Genomic DNA, 17,381 nt, shown 5'->3' with positions numbered 1-17,381 from the left:
CTATTTTTTTTGCAAAGATAGAACAAGATTTTTGAATGAAGAGCAATGTTTTTTGATTTCAGATTTTTTAACTAATAATCATTCTTTCTTTTATCGAAAAAAGTGATTGGTTTTCTACTCATCGGATTAAAAATAAGTGGATTTAGAATCTCTTTTGTAGTAAATTCAATCTTTGGAGTCACTCGTAATTTAGCTCTAAAATGATCTTTCAGTTCTTGTAAAAATGCTTCCGATTTATTTTTGACAGCAATTTTTATCAAAATCTCATCCGTTCCTAAATCATTCGTAGAAATTTCGATAATATGACTTTCGATGTTTTCAAAATGAGTTAAAACATCATTCATCGCTGGCGGATACAAAGTAGTTCCTTTGTATTTTATCATTTGTTGTTTTCGCCCAATTACTGGCCCAACTCGCAACGTATTTCGCCCGCAAGCACAAGATTCTGAATGTAATTGTACGATATCTCCAGTTTTGAAACGGACTAACGGCATGGCTTCTACACCAATTGTGGTAAAAGTAAGTTCGCCTGCTTCTCCGTTTTTCACCGGTTTATTATGTTCGTCTAAAACTTCAATAATAATTAATTCCGGGTGATGGTGACCGCCAATTGAATGTTCGCATTCGGTAAATGCGGTGCTCATTTCGGTCGATGCATAAGTCGAAAATAACTTGATATTCCATTTATCAGTTATTTTTTTTGATAAAATACTCATCGAGAAATCCTGATTGCGAAGCGATTCTCCGATGCAAATTGCACCTTTTATACTTGATTTGTTATAATCGATATTATTGTTTTCGGCATATTCTATCAGTTTTAATAAAAATGATGGAACCGTTATAAGATGCGTTGGTTTGTATTTTAAAATCGAATCCCATTGCAATTCCGGAATTCCTGCACCAACACGAATTACGCCAACTTTCATTTTTCTCAAACCTAAAAAGTAAGCCAATCCAGCCATAAATCTTCGGTCGATTGTGGTCATCATTTGCACGACATCGCCTTCTTTTACGCCTGCACAATCAAAAGAAATGGCTTCGTTATAAGCCAATCTTTCTAAATCATTATCAGTCAAACCAAAAGTTACGGGTTCGCCTAATGTCCCTGAAGTTGTAGCATAATCGATAATTTTAGTAATAGGAACGCACAAAAAATCATCGTTGTATTTTTGCAAATCTTCTTTTGAAGTTACTGGCAAAAGTTGTAAATCTTCTAACGTTTTTATTTTATTAATATCGATATTCTCTTTTGCAAAAAGTCTTTTGTAATAAGGTGAATTCTGATTTACGTAAACCAATAATTCCAAAAGTTTTTGCTCCTGAAAAGATTTAATTTCTTCGGTTGTTGCGGTTTCTATTTTTGGAATCATTGTAGTTTTCTTTCTATTTTCTTTAAATACTTCTCTATTTCTAATTTCTCGGGAAGTGTTGTAATTTCTTTTGTCAGCGCTTTTTCGAATTGTTCTTTTGCAAATTGATATTGTTTTTTTTGATAAAAACTCAATCCAACTTTGTAATAAACAACCCAATAATCAGGATTCAAAGATTGATACTGTTTAACAAAATCCGAAGGTAATTCTTTTTTGGCTTCTAAAAACGCATCTACTTTTCTATCTTCAATTCTAAACAATTCATAATTTTTATATTCCGATGTTTCTAGAAATGAATCTTTTGGAATGTTTAAATTTTCTTGTTGCAACGAAACCATCTCGTCTTTAGAATTCTTTTCATTAAAAATTTTATTCAAATCATAACAAACAAATTCTCCCAATTGATACGGATTTGCAGAAACCCAAACCAATCGTTGCTCGGGTTTGAAAATAATTCCGTGGTGTGCTAATAATTGATTTAAAGCTTTTTCATTCCCATAACCCAAAGGTAAATTATTTAATCCTTCTTTATTTCGTAATATTTCGGAAGCAATTTTTGGGTTTATTTTCGGGTTTTTATCAAATAATTCGACCATTCTATCGTAACGATATTTAGAATGACTGTTAGTTATTTGATATACATTTCTGTCGTTATCTTTTAAATTTTCACTTTGAAAATGATTCGAACAAAGTAATTGATTGTTATTTTCAACATCAAAAACACCAAAATTATTTGGAGAAACTTCAATTAAAATCGCTTTTTTATCATTTGCGCTTCCAATCATTATCGATTCGGAAACGAAAACTTGTCGCTTTTTTGCAATCGCAATGACTTCATCAATATTCTTGGCATATTGTAAAATTTCACGAGTAAGAATAGAAATTGGTGTTTTTGCTATGAGCGGAATTTTCGATTTTCCTGCATTTATAGTAATAGTCAAACCTTCGTTATTCATGCCAGAACAAGCACCAATCATTCCTGCCCAAGTGACCATCATAAACGGATAGCCTTGTTTTGGATTTACAAATGCTACGATTTTATCTTTGGCAAAATCATCGCCTGCATAAAAATCGAAATTCCTTCCTAAAATTAAACTCCCATCTTCGGATTTATTTCCCCAAGCCGCAAATGAGGAGCAACCAACCAACGCCAAATCCTGCAATGCGTGACCAATGTCGTGAGCGCCGTGCAAATACAAACTTCGTAAATATGACGGTGCAATATTGTCGAAATCGTGCGATGAATACTGAGAAATCCCATAAATTTCGGTTTTGTATTCTTCGGTAACATTCAAATACAGTTTTCGATTGTACCATTTCAGGAAATTTCGAAGTAATTTTTGTTTGAATTTTGAAGGAACTATGTCTTTAATTTTTGAAAAAAAAACGGTTTCTTGTTTCTTTAATAAACTATCCGACAAACTCCCAAATGCTAATCCTCTTTCGAGCGCATCGCCTTCAACATAGAGCTCCCAAAGGTTTTGTTTGTTCTTAAGAAAAAAATTGTTTCCTGTTGAAAAAAGTGTGTTCGACTGTTTTTTTACAACTGGAATTGTATTGTTATAACCTTCTAATTGCGGTTTGTGATGCAATGATTTTGATGTTCCGCAGGAGAAAACCATCAAGAAAAATACTGATAAAATTGAATATTGAAAAAGTTTTTTCATATTCATCTATTCTTCTGTAAATTGATTGATTTTATCAACCAAATATTCTTTCCCAACAATTTCCGAACAAGTTACAACAGCGCCAATAGTTACACCCAAAACTCCGTGCATATTGATGCTTTGACCTGTAAGATATAGGTTGTTTAGTTTGGTTTTTGATGCTATAAATGTTTTCATCGGATTATTTGAATCTTTTTCGTAACCATACATATTTCCTTTGTAACCGCCTATATAATCACGGTAAGAAAGTGGTGTTGATGTATGAACAGATTTGATACAATCTCTAATTCCTGGGAATTTAAGTTCTATTTCTTGAAGGAATTTTTCTGCTTTTCTGGCTTTAAATTCGTCGTAAGTTTCGCCACGATCTTCTTTTTCGGCAGTTGTATTATAAGTATGTTCCCATCTTTTTAGCTCATCGAATTTCATATACGTTAGAAAAGTCATTCCGTCTGCCCAAACATCTTCTTTTCCAGCATTCATCGAAGCCATAAATGCTTTTGGCCACGATTGTTCGTCGTATTCGTGTGCTGTCCAAACTTCTTCGCTATTTTTAAAATGGTAATAATTATGATTTCTATATTTGAACGATTCTGGCTTAAAAACAATATACAAACTAAAGGGCGAAAAAACACCTTCTAAACTTTCGATTCTTTTGACATATGACTTTCTAAATTTGTCTTCTCCAACCATTTTTAGGGTTGCTTTTGGATCTACATTAGATATAAAAATATTTCCAGAAACTGAAGTTCCGTCTTTCATCACAGCTCGTTTGACATCATTTTCTTCCGATTCGAATTGTATAACTTCTTTATATTTATACACTTCTCCGCCATGTTTTTTGAGTTGCTTTATTAACTGTTTTGTAATTTGACTTCCACCATTTACACAACGATAAGAGCTCTGAATATAAGAGTTTACAGACAAGGCGTGAACATAAAAAGGAGATTTATCGGCAATTCCTGCATATAAAAAATTGGTTCCGCCAAGAACTGCTCGCAATTCTTTATTTTCGGTTACACCATCTATAAATTGCTTGGCATTTACAGATAAAATTTCGCTATCATATTCGCCTTCGTGTTGCAAATTATACAAAGGAAACGAGTCGCAAGTTGTAATAACTTCTTTGCAATATTTTTGGATATTCTCTTTTTCTTCTGGAAAAAATTTTACTAATTGATTGGTGAAATTTTCATAGCCTTGCGCATGAGGAAATTCTTTATTAGTATCTTCAAAAGAAACGATATCAAATCCGTCTTCGTCCATTTTTTTAAGTTTCAAATCATCCATAATGCCTAAATATTTAAAATATTTATACAAATTCTGACCTTCACTTAATCCTCCAATATAATGAATTCCTGTATCGAAAATGGTTTTATCTCTTACAAAAGTTTGCAAATTCCCACCAAACTGATTGTTTTTTTCGAGCACGCAAACGCTGTAACCTTCTTTGGCTAATATAATTGCAGAAACCAACCCGCCCAAACCACTTCCTATAATTACTATGTCGTAATGCTCTTTCATTACCATTTTTTCTTTAAAAGTATCAATTGGTCGTCTTGTAATTCGATTTCAAAACCAAAATCAAGGAACGAATTTAGTGACTTAAAATTATTAATCAACAAAACACTACTGGCAATGTCGGCTATTTTTTGAATATTGATGTTGTTTGTCGCCTCTGAAATTAAAACAACATCATAATTTTGTTCAATTTCATCTTCCGATGTCAAATAATTTATATCTCGTTTTTTTGTCCAAAGATTTTGTTTAGCGATATCTCTATTTAAATCATTTACAAGATAACTATCAACTTTTCTTTGGGCTTCCTGCAAAGTTAACAACACATTTAGTTGTCCGAAATCGTTGGCTAAATGCAATACTTTCGCTTTTGTCCCAATGTATTTATTTAGGTTAAAATAACAAAGTAAGTTATTTTTCAAATCTGCTTTAACAGCATTTACAATTTCAGTTTCTTTGTAAGCAAAACTGAGTAAAATAATTTTTTTGAAATAATTTTCATCTTCAATCTCGTAACGTATTTTTTGAAATTCTTGTTTGAAAAAAGCTCCGATTTTTTTTGTTCTTTCTGCGTAATCATTCCCAAAAGCATTGTTGTCTGGAGTAATTCTTTCTAAAATTTTGATGGTAATAGAACCGTCATAAATAATAAAATCATTTTTTGGAAGCGCTTCAGAATTTCCGTGAATAAGAATCGGAATGATATCTAAATTAAAATGCTCAGCAATATAAAAAGCACCTTTATGAAAACGTTTGATCACATTGCTCTCAGACCTTGTACCTTCTGGGAAAACCATTATCGAATAACCTTCTTCAATTTTAGGACGCAAATGCTCTAAACTTCCATCGACACCTTCGGAAACTGGGTAAAAACCAGATGCTTTTACTGCTCCACCAAAAACAGGCGAATTATAAACCCAATCACTCACTAAATAAATAATTTTTGGACTGAGTAATCCAACAGATAAAATGTCTAAAAACGAAGTGTGATTAGCAATAATTACCGCAGGTTTATCAAATTTTTCATTCCCATTGTTAATGATTTTTTTTACTACGAAAGGATTAGTATACAAAACCGATTTCATGAATTTTGACATCACCTTTCGGTAATATTTCATTTTAGTTTCAGTCTTAAATGGCAATATTTTTAAAATCGTAACACTAAAAATAGACATTAGAAAACCACCAAAACCATAATAAATGAAAGAAAGAATACCGTGAATAAACGAACGCAATTCGAACGGTTGTTTTCCTTTTTTGGTTCTATTGGTTACAAAAAAAGCAAAAACCAAAGGTTGAATGACAAACGTAATTATCAAAGACGAAAATATTCCAATAATTCCGATTAATGCGATAGATTTTAGCGCAGGATGCTTGGCAAAAATTAAAACTCCAATTCCTAAAATCGTTGTGGCAACTGATAATAAAATAGAAGTTTTATAAGTTGGCAATTCCTCTTTCCCAAAAGTGTGTTCTTTTTGCAAAGCCATTGTCATAAAAATACTATAATCGACGCCAATTCCGAAGATTAGCGTACAAACGATAATATTAATCACATTAAACTGAATCCCGAACATTCCCATAATTCCAGTGGTGAAAATCCAACTTATCAATATTGGAATAATACTTACAATCGCTAATTCTAATCTTCTGAAAGCGATGAAAAGAACTAAGAATATGATCATAAAAGAATAATTTTCGAGGTTTTCGAAATTAGCTTTTAATGAATTTAAAAACACTTCATTTGTTTCCTGTCTGTCAATTACAACTGTGTTGGGTTGTTTTTTTATATCATTTACAAACGAATCTCTTTTGTCGTTTGGCACTTTTACCAAAGTAGAAATGGTATAAAAATCATTTTTATTGACCACAAATTCTTCCAGAAAGAATGACTTTACTTTTGCATATTCTTGAAATGAAATTGCATTAAAGTTTTGGTTTAAAGTTTCATAAAAAACAGAAAAAGTACTGTCTTTAAAACCATATTTATTCCCATTAGAAATTAAATTATTTTTAAGATTTGTCTTTTTTTCTGAATCCCAAAATGCATTCCAATCTTGAATTTTTTGTTTCTGAATTTCTTCAGAAAAAACAATTCCACCAATAGAACTAAAGTTTAAAATTTTTGCTGCTTTTTTGTCTTTTTCTAATACCGAAAATAACTTATTGTTGTTCTTTAAAACTTCCTCATAATTTTTTCCGTGTGTAACTAGATAAATAGATTTTGAAGAAATATTGGCAATATTTTCTAAATATTTCTCTGTCTTTTTTAGTTCTGGCGTCATAAAATTAAGTGACGACAAATCATTATTGAAGGTAACTTTCGAATAAGTGAAAAGGGAAATAATCAATAAAACAAAAACTGAAACTATTAAGAATTTATTTTTATGATAAGAATAAGAACCTAATTTATCGATGATATTTAGCTTTGGAACTACAATTTCATTTTTTGATTTATACAAAAGTGGAATTAAAACCAGCGAGAAAAACGAAGTAGCAACAACGCTTAAAGCAGCGAAAATTGCCAAATCCTGCAATGCTTCGGATTTGATAAAAAACAAGCACAAAAAGGTAATTCCAGTTGTAATTCCGCAAAGCATCAATGGTTTTGAAATGTCTTTATACAGCAGTTTAACATCTTTTTTGTTTCGCAAATGTGTCAAAACATAAATAGAATAATCGGTTGTTTCTCCTAATAAAATCGAACTAATTCCGAGTGAAATTGCCGAAATGGTTCCTTTGAAAAAGTATAAAACGGCCAATGCAAAAATAGCTCCAAAAACAGATGGTATAAAAATGAGTATTGGTGTTGAAATATTTCTGTAAAAAAAGGCTAAAATCAAAATCAAAGTTACTGTTGCAAAAATGGACGTTTTTTGCACATCGGATTTTATTTGTGTAGCATTTGCAACTGCAACTGGCGTAGCTCCAAAATAACTCATACTTACTTTATTTCCGAATTTAGTACTTAAACCAGTTTTTATCTTGTCTAATTCGGCAATAAATAAAGTGTTTTTATCGGTTTCATTGGCAGGAAGTTTTGTTGTGATAAACAACATTAAATTCTTCTTGTCTTTGGTTAAAACGAATCCATTTTGCAATTCGAAATCGTCGCCAATACTTAATTGTTGTAATTTTTTTAGCGCCATAAACGATATTCCCAACGGATCTTGAAGTATAAAATCTTTGGTCACCATTCCTGTTGGAGAAACTAACGATTTGTAATCGGCTTCGACAATTTTTGAAATACTATCGTTATTTATTTTATTTTGAATGGTTGCATAATCATTTTTATCTAAAAAAAGAGGCAAATGAGCATACACAAAATCGAAGGTTTCCTGTATGTTTTCTTCGTCTATTTTCCCTTGAATTTTCCCAACATAAGGCTTGCATTTACTATCTAATTCAGAAATAAATTCATTTGCATATTGAGTTAAATCATCAGGAGAACCATTGTTTTTGCTTTTAATAATAATCGTTATTTTATCAGCAAAATTAACTTGTTCCAATACTTTTGATGTAACTCCAGATTGGTCATTTGACGGAATTAGTTGTGTAATATTTTCTTGAAAAGAAATTCTTGAAGCACAAAAACCAAAAAACAAAAGCAACGCAAATACGATTCCTGAAAACAGTAATTTATTTTTATTGGCGAATGTATTAAGGTTAAAAAAGAAATTTTGCATGCTTTATTTTTTATTTTTAAAAGTACTGAAAATCGTCAACAAAAAATAGCCAAAAAGACCAAAAATGACTGACATTATGGTTGCCAAAACAAAACTTCCAATGAGATATTGAGTAATATTGTTTTGAACATCAGCAAGAGTCATCGAAGTATCCAACAATAACGGTTTTCCTGTTCGTACAAAATAACTACCCATTTTTAGAGAGCCATAAATTATAAAAGGAATAAAAATCGGAAAGCTAACATTAGAAAAAGCGAACGAAATTACTTTATTCAGCCTAAAAAGAACAGCTAGAAACAATACAATAATGGTCTGAAATCCCCAAAAAGGAGCAATTCCTATAAACGTCCCTAATGCGATTGACAAAGATTTTTTTAAATTACTATCTTCGTTATGAAGCACATTTTCTAGCAAAAAATTCTTAATTCCTTTATTTTTTAATCGCAAAAAAAAATCTCTTGGTTTGATATAAAAAATGGCAATCGCGACTAAAATCGTATTCAAAATACTAATTCGGGTAAAATCCTTGAATGGTCGAAAATGAGAAACTCTTTCGGTTGGATCGTATAAAACCTGAATTGGAATGTTTTTTACAGCAATTCCTTTCCAAGCGGCGCGCACAATAACTTCGATTTCGAACTCGAATTTGTTTGTAAAATAATTTTTAGGAATCCTTTTAATTGGATATAATCGATAACCAGATTGTGTGTCTTCTAGTTTGATGCCTGTTTCGAACCAAAACCAAAAATTAGAAAATTTGTTTCCAAAACTACTTTTTTTGGGCACATTTTCTTGTGTCATATTTCGGCTTCCTATGAGTAAAGCTTCTCCATTTGCATTAATTTCATTAATAAACGAAAGAATATCGGAAGCAAAATGTTGTCCATCGGAATCGATAGTTATCGCAAATTCATAGTTAAGTTCTAAAGCTTTTTTGAAACCGTTTTGTAAAGCAATTCCTTTTCCAGCATTTTTTGGATGATGAATTTGGGTAAGATTTGAATAGTTTTTTAAAATTTCAGCTGTCGAATCGGTCGAACCATCATTGACAACAATCACATTTTTGGTATATTCTAAAACAGAATCTAAAACGCGTGCTAATGTTTTGTAATTATTATACGTGGGTACAATAACACAAAAATTTAGTGATTTTGTTTGATTTATTTCGGGAATAAAAATTTCCATTATGTAATTTAACTATTTGATAGTTTGTTTTTCATCTGGAGAAAAACTTTTAGATTGCAATATAAAAATTTTCAAATAAGCTCTCAAAGCAGTAGATTGCTCGTTATAATGCGCTAAAATAAACGCAGCATCTTCTTTTTTGTTTTTGTTGTATTTTACTATTTTAGGAACATTTTCCTGAATACTTAATCGGATTAATCGGATTTCGATATTGTTTGGTTCGCTTCCAGCAGCAAGTTCAACTAATTTTACTCCTTCTTTAAAAACTTTAATTTTGTCCGAAACTTTCTTTATAAATTTTGAAGAAATTGTAACTGAAGCGCCTTTGTAAGCAACTAATGTTTTATTACTTTCGCTTGTAATATCGGAAAATTTTGAAGCAAATTCTTTTGATGTAACTTCTGAATTTGATGCATTCGGATATAACTTTCTAATCTCAGAAATATCCGGATTACTGAAAGAAAATAGAACGCAGAAAATAGAAAGCAGCAATTTCATTTTTTATACTTTTTTATATACGCTACTCAACTTTAGAGCTACAGTTTCGTTAAAATAAGTTGTATTTTTTACTTTAATCAAACCTTCTTCAGTTGTTGCAATATCTAGTTCTAAACGCAATTCTGGCGTTACTTCTGGATTTATTAATGCCATAAATTTAACGTTAGTTAAACTTTGCATAATTAGAGAACTTTCTGTGATTTGCTCTGTAAGTTCTTTAATAATTTGCATCATACAAACTCCTGGCATAATAGGATTACCTGGAAAATGTCCTTTGAAAACTTCATGTTTTTCATTAATAAAAATGATAGCCAAATATTTTTGACTATCATTTTTTTCTAATGAAATTACTTTATAAAAATCTTTTAAAAGCATATTTTTTTATTTTATATCAAATGTATAAGTTGCTCCTACTTGGAAAACCACATTTTTCGGACTAGCATTATTAAAATCATAAACCGAAATAAATCCTTTTTTAACTCTTGCTTCTAAACCAAAGTTTTTAGTGAAATCATATCCAAATCCTGCTGTTAATGTCAAATCAACATCATTATCGTCTGGAAAAAGGAAAAAATCATCTGAATTTTCATTTACAAACTTTGTTTTTTCTACAACAAAATCTACAGTTGGACCAACATGAAAGTTAAACTTCTCTGTAAAAGTAAATTTGTTAAGTATTCCAATCGAAAGATAAGACACGTCAAATTTCGTTCTAGTTACTACATTACCGTCTCTTGATTCAACATACGAACCTTGTCTAGAATAATTAATCTCAGGTTGTAATGTGTAGTATTTTGTAAGATGTAAAGCACCGTAAAAACCTGCGTAAAAGTCTGTTTTTGCTTTAAAATCGTCATTGTCATTAGATGTAGATACATAATTTCCATCAATATCATAAGTATAACTCATATAAGGATCTCCTTGGGTAAAGTGAGCAAAGTTTACTCCTCCGCGCAATCCTGGCTTAAATGTAACTTGTGCTTCCGTTTGAGTGATTCCAAATAATGCAATAATGGCAACAATAAATAATTTTTTCATCTCTAATTTGTCTCTAAATAATTTAATTCTATTCTTAGTTTTATATTATAATGTTGAATAATAATATTTTCAGCAAAAGTATTATTTTCTGATGTGAAATTGATGTTTATTTGGTCTTTTCTTTTGGTTGAATGCACAATTTTAAAGAGTTTATCTTCTGTTTTTGATACAAAAAGATAATTAAACTCACTTCCATCTTCGGATTTATAAACTTTGTTTTCCGTATCTTCCAATTGTTCTTTTATTAAAAATTTATTTTTTAACAACAACTTAAAATCGGTTTTTAAAGTATTAATTAATATTTTTCTATTCAATTCATCAACAATCGAGTTTACTTTAAAATCGGTTTCAGAAATTTCAAAATCCAATAATTTATTACCAAATTCGGTCGTAAAAACTACTCTGTGCGTGGTTGGATTTATTTTTTTTGCAATAAAAATTCCTGACATATCATTACCGTAAACCGAAATGTTTGCTTTATAAGCATAATCTATTTCTGGATTCGCAAAATACGGAACGTTGTAAACTGTGTTTTCTAAAGTTACTGGCTTCAACTCTTTTTCAAGATTATTTGTAGCACAAGAGGTAACTAAAAACAGAAAACTAATTAAAAATAGAATTGTCGACTTTTGCATTTATAATTTTATTTTTCAGCACAATACGTGTGTAATCTTCCGATGATTCTAACAATTTTACCTGAATTACTGTAGCGTCATCTTTATCGAAAGTTAATTCAATTTGTTTGATGTATTTTTTCAGCGCTGCATCTTTTGGGATAAACTTTGTGATATTGTTGGTTTTGTTTTTAAAATAAGAAATTACAAATTCCTTATCATCAAACATATTTCCGCTTACGCTTCCCACAATGAGTTTATTTATTTTTGCGAAAATTTTGCTGCTACTCACATCCATCGCGCTTTTCTTGCCTTCGTCGTTTATCAAAATCTTTCCATTTTTGAAAACAATACTATAATTATATGGTTTTTTGTATTGCCATTGCAACATATTTGGTTCTTTGAATGCCATTTTTCCTGAAGTTTCAATGTCTTTCGACAAAAAATCTAAGTGTTTGTATTGCACAAAATCGGTGCTTAAGGATTTTATTTTTGTAGCCACTTCTTTGACTGTTTTTTTGAAAGAAACTATTTCTGTTTCAGTCATTTTTTGCTCTTGAGCGAGTAATGAAAGGTTGCAAAAACACAGAATTAATGCGATTATAGCTATTTTAATCTTCATAAGCTTTGATATCTAAAAGTTCTTCTAACGAAACAACTTTGTATTTATTTTCTTCGATAAACTGCAATAACTGTTCCAATGCATTCACAGATTGTAAGGAAGTATCGTGCAAAAGTACGATTCCGCCGGGAGAAATTAGTTTTTTTATTCTGTTAAAAACCAGTTTTTCGTTTTTAATTATTCCGTCTAACGAACGAATATTCCAACCAATAACGTGGTGTTTTGTTACTTCTAAAGCTCTTTTTATGGAAGGATTTGTAACGCCAAAAGGCGGACGAAATAAATTAGTTTTTTTGCCTGAAATTTTTTCGATTAATGCATCTGTTTTTGCAATTTCTTCCACCAATCTGTCTTTTCTATAAAAATCGAATAGACGAGAATGATCATACGAATGGTTTCCAACAATATGTCCTTCGGAAATAACTTTTTTTAGAATTTCTGGGTGTTTTTCTACATTTTTACCAATACAAAAAAAAGTAGCTTTTGCATTGTATTTTTTTAGAACATCTAAAACCAATAAGGTCATTTCGTGTGGTCCGTCATCGAATGTTAATGCAACCTTTTTTTCTTTTTCTAACGGATTATTGCAATACGCTTTTAAAAAAAAATTTAAAGGAATTTGAGTAGAACCTGTAATTATAACAATAAATCTAGCAACAAAAAGCAACAGAAATAACCACCAATTTACCTTTACAAAAAAACTAAGAAGTAATAGTAAGGCAAGAAGTACAAAAAAAACAATATTTGTATTTCTGTAATTTAGCATTTCGAAATTAAAGTGAAACTATGGTCGATTCCTTTGTATTGATTGTATAAAAGTATGGTTTTATAGTCTGGTTTTTCAACTGAATTCACTTTTAGAATTTCAGGAATTTGTTGTGTTTTTATAATCTTTGCACCAACCCATAATCCAAAAGCAGAAGCTGTATTGTATTCGCCAGACAAATGTTTGTAATAAACTTGCTGTGTGTTTTTGAAGCAATTTTCAGCAATCTTTCTATAAAAAACGTCAGTTTCTACATCGCCGTTGAAACCCAAAATTACCGCATCAATATCAGAAATTTGCAATGAATTTGATTTTAAAAAGTCAATTATTTTTGCTTCAACTTCATTGACTTGAAGTTTATTTATAATTTCAATATCTAAAACTTCAGCGTACGAATGGTCTTGTTTTTTATCTTCTAAAACAAAAAAAGTAGCGCCTTCGCTATATACAACCCCTTTTGTAGTTGAATTTAGGACTTTATATGGACTTTCGTTGTCTTGTTTTATAAATCCAGCCAACTTGAAAAGTGATGCTGTATAATCATTCATTTCGTCTATTCCGCCAATTAAAATTGAGGAAGCTTCGTTTTCATCAAACTGTAATTTAGCATCTAAAAGCGCCGATTCAAAAGAAACGGAACCATTTACATACGTAAAATTATAGGCTTTGCATTGCAATCCTAAAGCAATTTGAGAACCCACTGTATTATGAGTAGATTGAATAAAAGAAGTAGGTGTTAAAAACTCTTCATTATTATCGATTAATGCTCTTAGAAACTTATCGGAATCGTCTATACAACCCATTCCTGTTCCTGTAATAATAGCATCGAAAGTTTCGGTATTTGCTTCTTTCATGGCTAATGCCGAAGCTACAATTCCGTTTTTTACACCTTTTGCCATTCTCCGAATTGCCGTTGGTGAAATAAAATCTTTGTAAACAGGGATTTCTAATGGTAAAACATTAGCTGTTTCATTTATTATTGCTTCTTCCAAAAAAATTGTGTCGAACGTTTTTTGAGCAGAAATACAACCTACACCATTTATATATGTCTTTCTCATTCGCTTTTTGAAAAAATTACGGTCGAACAATTTCCGCCAAATCCGAATGAATTAGACAAAACGTGTTCGATATTTTTTTGTTTTAAAGTAGTTTGCGGAATCATATTAAATTCTTCCATTGGTGTTTTGAAATTCATATTAGGAAAAACCACATTATTTTGAATTGCCAAAACGCTATAAACGGCTTCAATCGCTGCTGCTGCTGCTAATGTGTGACCTGTAAATGGTTTTGTTGAACTAAAATCCGGAATATTTTTCTCGCCAAAAACTCTGACTATTGCTCTTCCTTCAGACAAATCATTATTTGGAGTTGCGGTTCCGTGCACATTGATATAATCAATTTCTTCTGGTTTTAATCCCGAAACTTGAAATGCTTTTTCCATTGCTAGAAATGCACCATCACCATTTTCCGAAGAAGCGGTCTGATGAAAAGCATCGTTTGCGTTTCCGTAACCAGAAACTCTTGCCAATACTTTTTTGTTTTCTTTTGCTACCATTTCGTCCGATTCTAAGACTAAAAAAGCGGCGGCTTCACCTAAATTTAATCCTTTTCGGTCGTTATCGAATGGCATATTATATCCGTCCGATAAAATCATTAAGGTTTTAAATCCGTTGATGGTAAATTTTGCTAAAGCATCGGTTCCTCCCACAATAACTCGATCTAGTTTTCCTGACTTTATCAATCGTGCGCCTAACATAATTGCATTTGCTGCTGATGAACACGCGGTGCTTATGGTGGTTACCATTCCTTTTAAACCCAATTCATCGGCTATTTTTTGAGCCACATCTCCACCATCATGACAACTAATGTATTTGATGGTTTCTGGCTTTTCGAAATAATCGTAATAATATCTTTCGGTCATGTCCATTCCGCCAACACTGGTTGCCGAAATTAATCCCGTTTTGTATTCGTTTATCGAAGTAATTCCTGCGTCTTGAACTGCTTGTTTGGCTGCAATGGCGCCAATCATAGCTGTTCTTGAGAAATTATTATCCGCAGAAAGTTGAAGTTCGTCAGCTAATTCTTGATTGGTTTTTTTGATTTCGCCCACTTTTCTCAAATCAGAATGCACCGTCGAAATATTTTCGATGGTTGTAATTGCCGTTTTGTTATTTAGTAATGAAGCATAGTTTTCTTCAACCGAATTCCCGATTGCCGAAATTATTCCCATTCCTGTGATTGCAACTCCTTTCATTCCATTTTAGATTTCTGATTTTATAAAATTCTACGTTTTGCGTTAGGGATTGCAGTGGAAATCCTTTTTTGATCTCGTTTTTTTTAACGAGAGAAAAAAAGATTGCAACGAAAAGCCCGACCCTTGTGGTAACGCCATAATCAAAAAATTACTTCGTTCTGTTTGCTGTAATATAAGCAGCCATCGTTTCGATAGATTGGAAGATATTTTTCCCTTCTTTTGGATCTACTAATTTGATTCCGTAATCTTTGTCAAGCATAACAATAAGCTCAAGTGCATCGATAGAATCTAATCCTAATCCGTCGCCAAATAAGGCATCATCATCTTTTACATCTGCTACATTTATGTCTTCTAAGTTTAGGACTTCAATGATTTTTGCTTTTAATTCTTGTTTTAATGCTTCCATATTATTTATTGTATAAATTTTCTATTATTTGTTTATTATGTTCTGTTTTTCCTTCGTTGGCAACCAAATAAAGGAATGCTTTGTATTCTTCGTTATAATATTCGACCCATCCGCAAAGGACTTTTTCTGCTTTTTTTGTATGCAAAAGCACCTCAGCATAATTTGTCATGAATTCCGAATTGAACGCGTCAAAGATAAAAAAAGAATTTTCACTTTTCAATTGGTGCTTGATACTAATTTCTCCGATGCAAATGTTTGGTAATGTGTAAACGAAAACCGCTGGACTTGGAAAATAATTTTCTTTGTCGGAAATCGAGTTCTGATACTTTACATCGGTATCTAAACTTGATGATTTGTTGGCAAAAACCAAAGCGATGTCGTTTTCTTTAGATTCGTCAATTTCGTTTTTCAGAAGTAATTCGGCAGCTAGAAAAGCTAGTTTGCTCAAATTATCCATTTTAAAAAACTTTGGATAATTGATATCGAAATTCTGATATGCTTTCTTAGAAAAGTCAGCAAACAAATCAGAATCTGATTTGAAAATAGTTTCTCCATTCAGAGTAATTTCGTTATTCTGAATGGTGCAAAAAGTTTCTATATAAGTTTTATTTTCTAACATTACTTTACTTTTTCGAATAAAACCGCTGTGTTGCAACCGCCAAAACCAGAAGCGGTTTTTAGAAAATAGTTGCTGTTTTTATCTTGATTTTCCTTGATAATATTAATAGGTTGACTCACTCCTATTTCATCAAAACCTAAAGAAACAAATAATTTACTTTCTAAAACGGATTGGATTCCGATAACGGTTTCCAACAATCCTGATGCTCCTAAAGTGTGTCCGTAATAGCCTTTTAGACTATTTACTGGTACATTTTCTAATTCCAATCTATTGAAAGCAATAGCTTCCATTTCGTCATTAAATGGCGTTGCGGTTCCGTGAGCAGAAATATAATCGATTTGATTGGCGTTTATTTTGGCTTCCGCCAAAGCACTTTCGATGCTTCTAAAAAGTCCTTCGCCCGTTCTTGATGGTCCAGAAATATGATTGGCATCGTTTATAGCACCATCGCCAATAATTTTTATTTTAGCATTTTCTTTGCTAGAAGAAACTAAAACTGCTGCTGTTGCTTCGCCAAGAGAAACACCTGTTCTATTTTTTGAATACGGTTTACATGGCAAATCACTCATGGCTTGAAAGGAGTTGAATCCAGACAAAACAAACTCAGAAACTTCATCGCCAGCTACTACAAATATACTGTCGAACATTTCGGATTGTATTAATCTTTTGGCAACTGAAACTGCTAAAATTCCAGAAACACAAGCGTTTGAAACGACAATTGGTTCAGTTTTGAATTCGAAAAAATTGGCTATATTTTTTGCTAATTGATGTAAATGTGCACTTTGAAAACTTTCTTCTGAAGGATTTGCTAATGCTGTAATATTTCCTTTGGTTGTAGAAAGTAGGAAACCAACTTTATTATTCAAATCTAATTTTGAGTTTTCAACTATGGGTTGCAAAGCCAAAATCATCATTTTTTCTAATCTTGTGAAATTCTCTGATGGAGAAATTTTAGCGAAAGCCAAATTTAATTCCTCATTATTGATTGTTGATGCATAAAATGGTTTGTTCAACATGGCATTTTGATGTAATTGAATACCAGAAATGCCACTTTCAATATTTTGAATATTGGTGGCAACATCAAACCCGATTGGTGTGATGCAGTTTGTTTCGGTAATAAATACTTCTTTGACCATTT

At 31.5% G+C, this 17,381-nt stretch carries 16 protein-coding genes; all 16 read right to left on the bottom strand.

From position 1 onward, the window contains the following. Nucleotides 1–71: 71 nt before the first annotated feature. The 16 genes from BM053_RS06385 to BM053_RS06310 all read right to left on the bottom strand — a co-directional run bounded on the left by BM053_RS06385 (nucleotide 72) and on the right by BM053_RS06310 (nucleotide 17,379). Nucleotides 72–1,370, bottom strand: a complete 1,299-nt coding sequence (locus BM053_RS06385; protein ID WP_091475292.1) for a flexirubin biosynthesis putative acyl-CoA ligase FlxY — start codon at nucleotides 1,368–1,370, stop codon at nucleotides 72–74. Then, a complete protein-coding gene (locus tag BM053_RS06380; RefSeq protein ID WP_091475626.1) occupies nucleotides 1,367–3,037 on the bottom strand; it encodes a C45 family autoproteolytic acyltransferase/hydrolase in 1,671 nt (556 codons plus the stop codon). The genes BM053_RS06385 and BM053_RS06380 overlap by 4 nt, the downstream gene beginning before the upstream one ends. A 6-nt stretch (nucleotides 3,038–3,043) precedes the next feature. Beyond that, on the bottom strand, nucleotides 3,044–4,561 hold the full coding sequence (locus BM053_RS06375) for a phytoene desaturase family protein (protein WP_091475289.1): 1,518 nt from the start codon (nucleotides 4,559–4,561) through the stop codon (nucleotides 3,044–3,046). Then, the gene (locus tag BM053_RS06370) at nucleotides 4,561–8,241 is read right to left on the bottom strand and encodes a 1-acyl-sn-glycerol-3-phosphate acyltransferase (RefSeq protein ID WP_091475287.1); all 3,681 of its coding nucleotides are present in this window, start codon (nucleotides 8,239–8,241) and stop codon (nucleotides 4,561–4,563) included. Before BM053_RS06370 ends, BM053_RS06375 begins: the two co-directional genes overlap by 1 nt. Nucleotides 8,242–8,244: 3 nt before the next feature. Then, complete coding sequence (locus BM053_RS06365) at nucleotides 8,245–9,426, bottom strand: DUF2062 domain-containing protein (protein WP_091475285.1); 1,182 nt, start codon at nucleotides 9,424–9,426, stop codon at nucleotides 8,245–8,247. A 12-nt stretch (nucleotides 9,427–9,438) separates the two neighbouring features. Then, nucleotides 9,439–9,924: a hypothetical protein gene (locus BM053_RS06360; protein ID WP_091475282.1), complete on the bottom strand. Its 486-nt coding sequence runs from the start codon at nucleotides 9,922–9,924 to the stop codon at nucleotides 9,439–9,441. Nucleotides 9,925–9,927: 3 nt separating this feature from the next. Then, nucleotides 9,928–10,299 (bottom strand): ApeI family dehydratase, encoded by a 372-nt coding sequence (locus BM053_RS06355; RefSeq protein WP_091475280.1) that lies wholly within the window; start codon nucleotides 10,297–10,299, stop codon nucleotides 9,928–9,930. 6 nt (nucleotides 10,300–10,305) lie between these two features. Further along, nucleotides 10,306–10,962 (bottom strand): porin family protein, encoded by a 657-nt coding sequence (locus BM053_RS06350; RefSeq protein ID WP_091475278.1) that lies wholly within the window; start codon nucleotides 10,960–10,962, stop codon nucleotides 10,306–10,308. A gap of 2 nt (nucleotides 10,963–10,964) precedes the next feature. Then, nucleotides 10,965–11,597 (bottom strand): flexirubin biosynthesis protein LolB2, encoded by a 633-nt coding sequence (locus BM053_RS06345; protein ID WP_167357310.1) that lies wholly within the window; start codon nucleotides 11,595–11,597, stop codon nucleotides 10,965–10,967. Beyond that, entirely contained in the window at nucleotides 11,566–12,198 is a 633-nt protein-coding gene (locus tag BM053_RS06340; RefSeq protein WP_091475276.1) for a flexirubin biosynthesis/transport protein LolA2, read from the bottom strand. Before BM053_RS06340 ends, BM053_RS06345 begins: the two co-directional genes overlap by 32 nt. Further along, nucleotides 12,188–12,964, bottom strand: a complete 777-nt coding sequence (locus BM053_RS06335) for a polysaccharide deacetylase family protein (RefSeq protein ID WP_091475273.1) — start codon at nucleotides 12,962–12,964, stop codon at nucleotides 12,188–12,190. The genes BM053_RS06340 and BM053_RS06335 overlap by 11 nt, the downstream gene beginning before the upstream one ends. Next, complete coding sequence (locus tag BM053_RS06330) at nucleotides 12,958–14,022, bottom strand: beta-ketoacyl synthase N-terminal-like domain-containing protein (RefSeq protein ID WP_091475271.1); 1,065 nt, start codon at nucleotides 14,020–14,022, stop codon at nucleotides 12,958–12,960. Before BM053_RS06330 ends, BM053_RS06335 begins: the two co-directional genes overlap by 7 nt. Further along, nucleotides 14,019–15,218: a beta-ketoacyl-[acyl-carrier-protein] synthase family protein gene (locus BM053_RS06325; protein ID WP_091475269.1), complete on the bottom strand. Its 1,200-nt coding sequence runs from the start codon at nucleotides 15,216–15,218 to the stop codon at nucleotides 14,019–14,021. Before BM053_RS06325 ends, BM053_RS06330 begins: the two co-directional genes overlap by 4 nt. A 148-nt stretch (nucleotides 15,219–15,366) precedes the next feature. After that, on the bottom strand, nucleotides 15,367–15,624 hold the full coding sequence (locus tag BM053_RS06320; RefSeq protein ID WP_091475267.1) for a phosphopantetheine-binding protein: 258 nt from the start codon (nucleotides 15,622–15,624) through the stop codon (nucleotides 15,367–15,369). Nucleotide 15,625: 1 nt separating this feature from the next. After that, entirely contained in the window at nucleotides 15,626–16,243 is a 618-nt protein-coding gene (locus BM053_RS06315) for a 3-oxoacyl-ACP synthase (RefSeq protein WP_091475265.1), read from the bottom strand. After that, on the bottom strand, nucleotides 16,243–17,379 hold the full coding sequence (locus BM053_RS06310) for a beta-ketoacyl-[acyl-carrier-protein] synthase family protein (protein ID WP_091475263.1): 1,137 nt from the start codon (nucleotides 17,377–17,379) through the stop codon (nucleotides 16,243–16,245). The genes BM053_RS06315 and BM053_RS06310 overlap by 1 nt, the downstream gene beginning before the upstream one ends. Between the last annotated feature and the right edge of the window lie 2 nt (nucleotides 17,380–17,381).

This window comes from Flavobacterium swingsii, assembly GCF_900111965.1.
Classification (GTDB): Bacteria; Bacteroidota; Bacteroidia; order Flavobacteriales; family Flavobacteriaceae; genus Flavobacterium; species Flavobacterium swingsii.
This window is presented reverse-complemented; position numbering and strand designations above follow the sequence as displayed.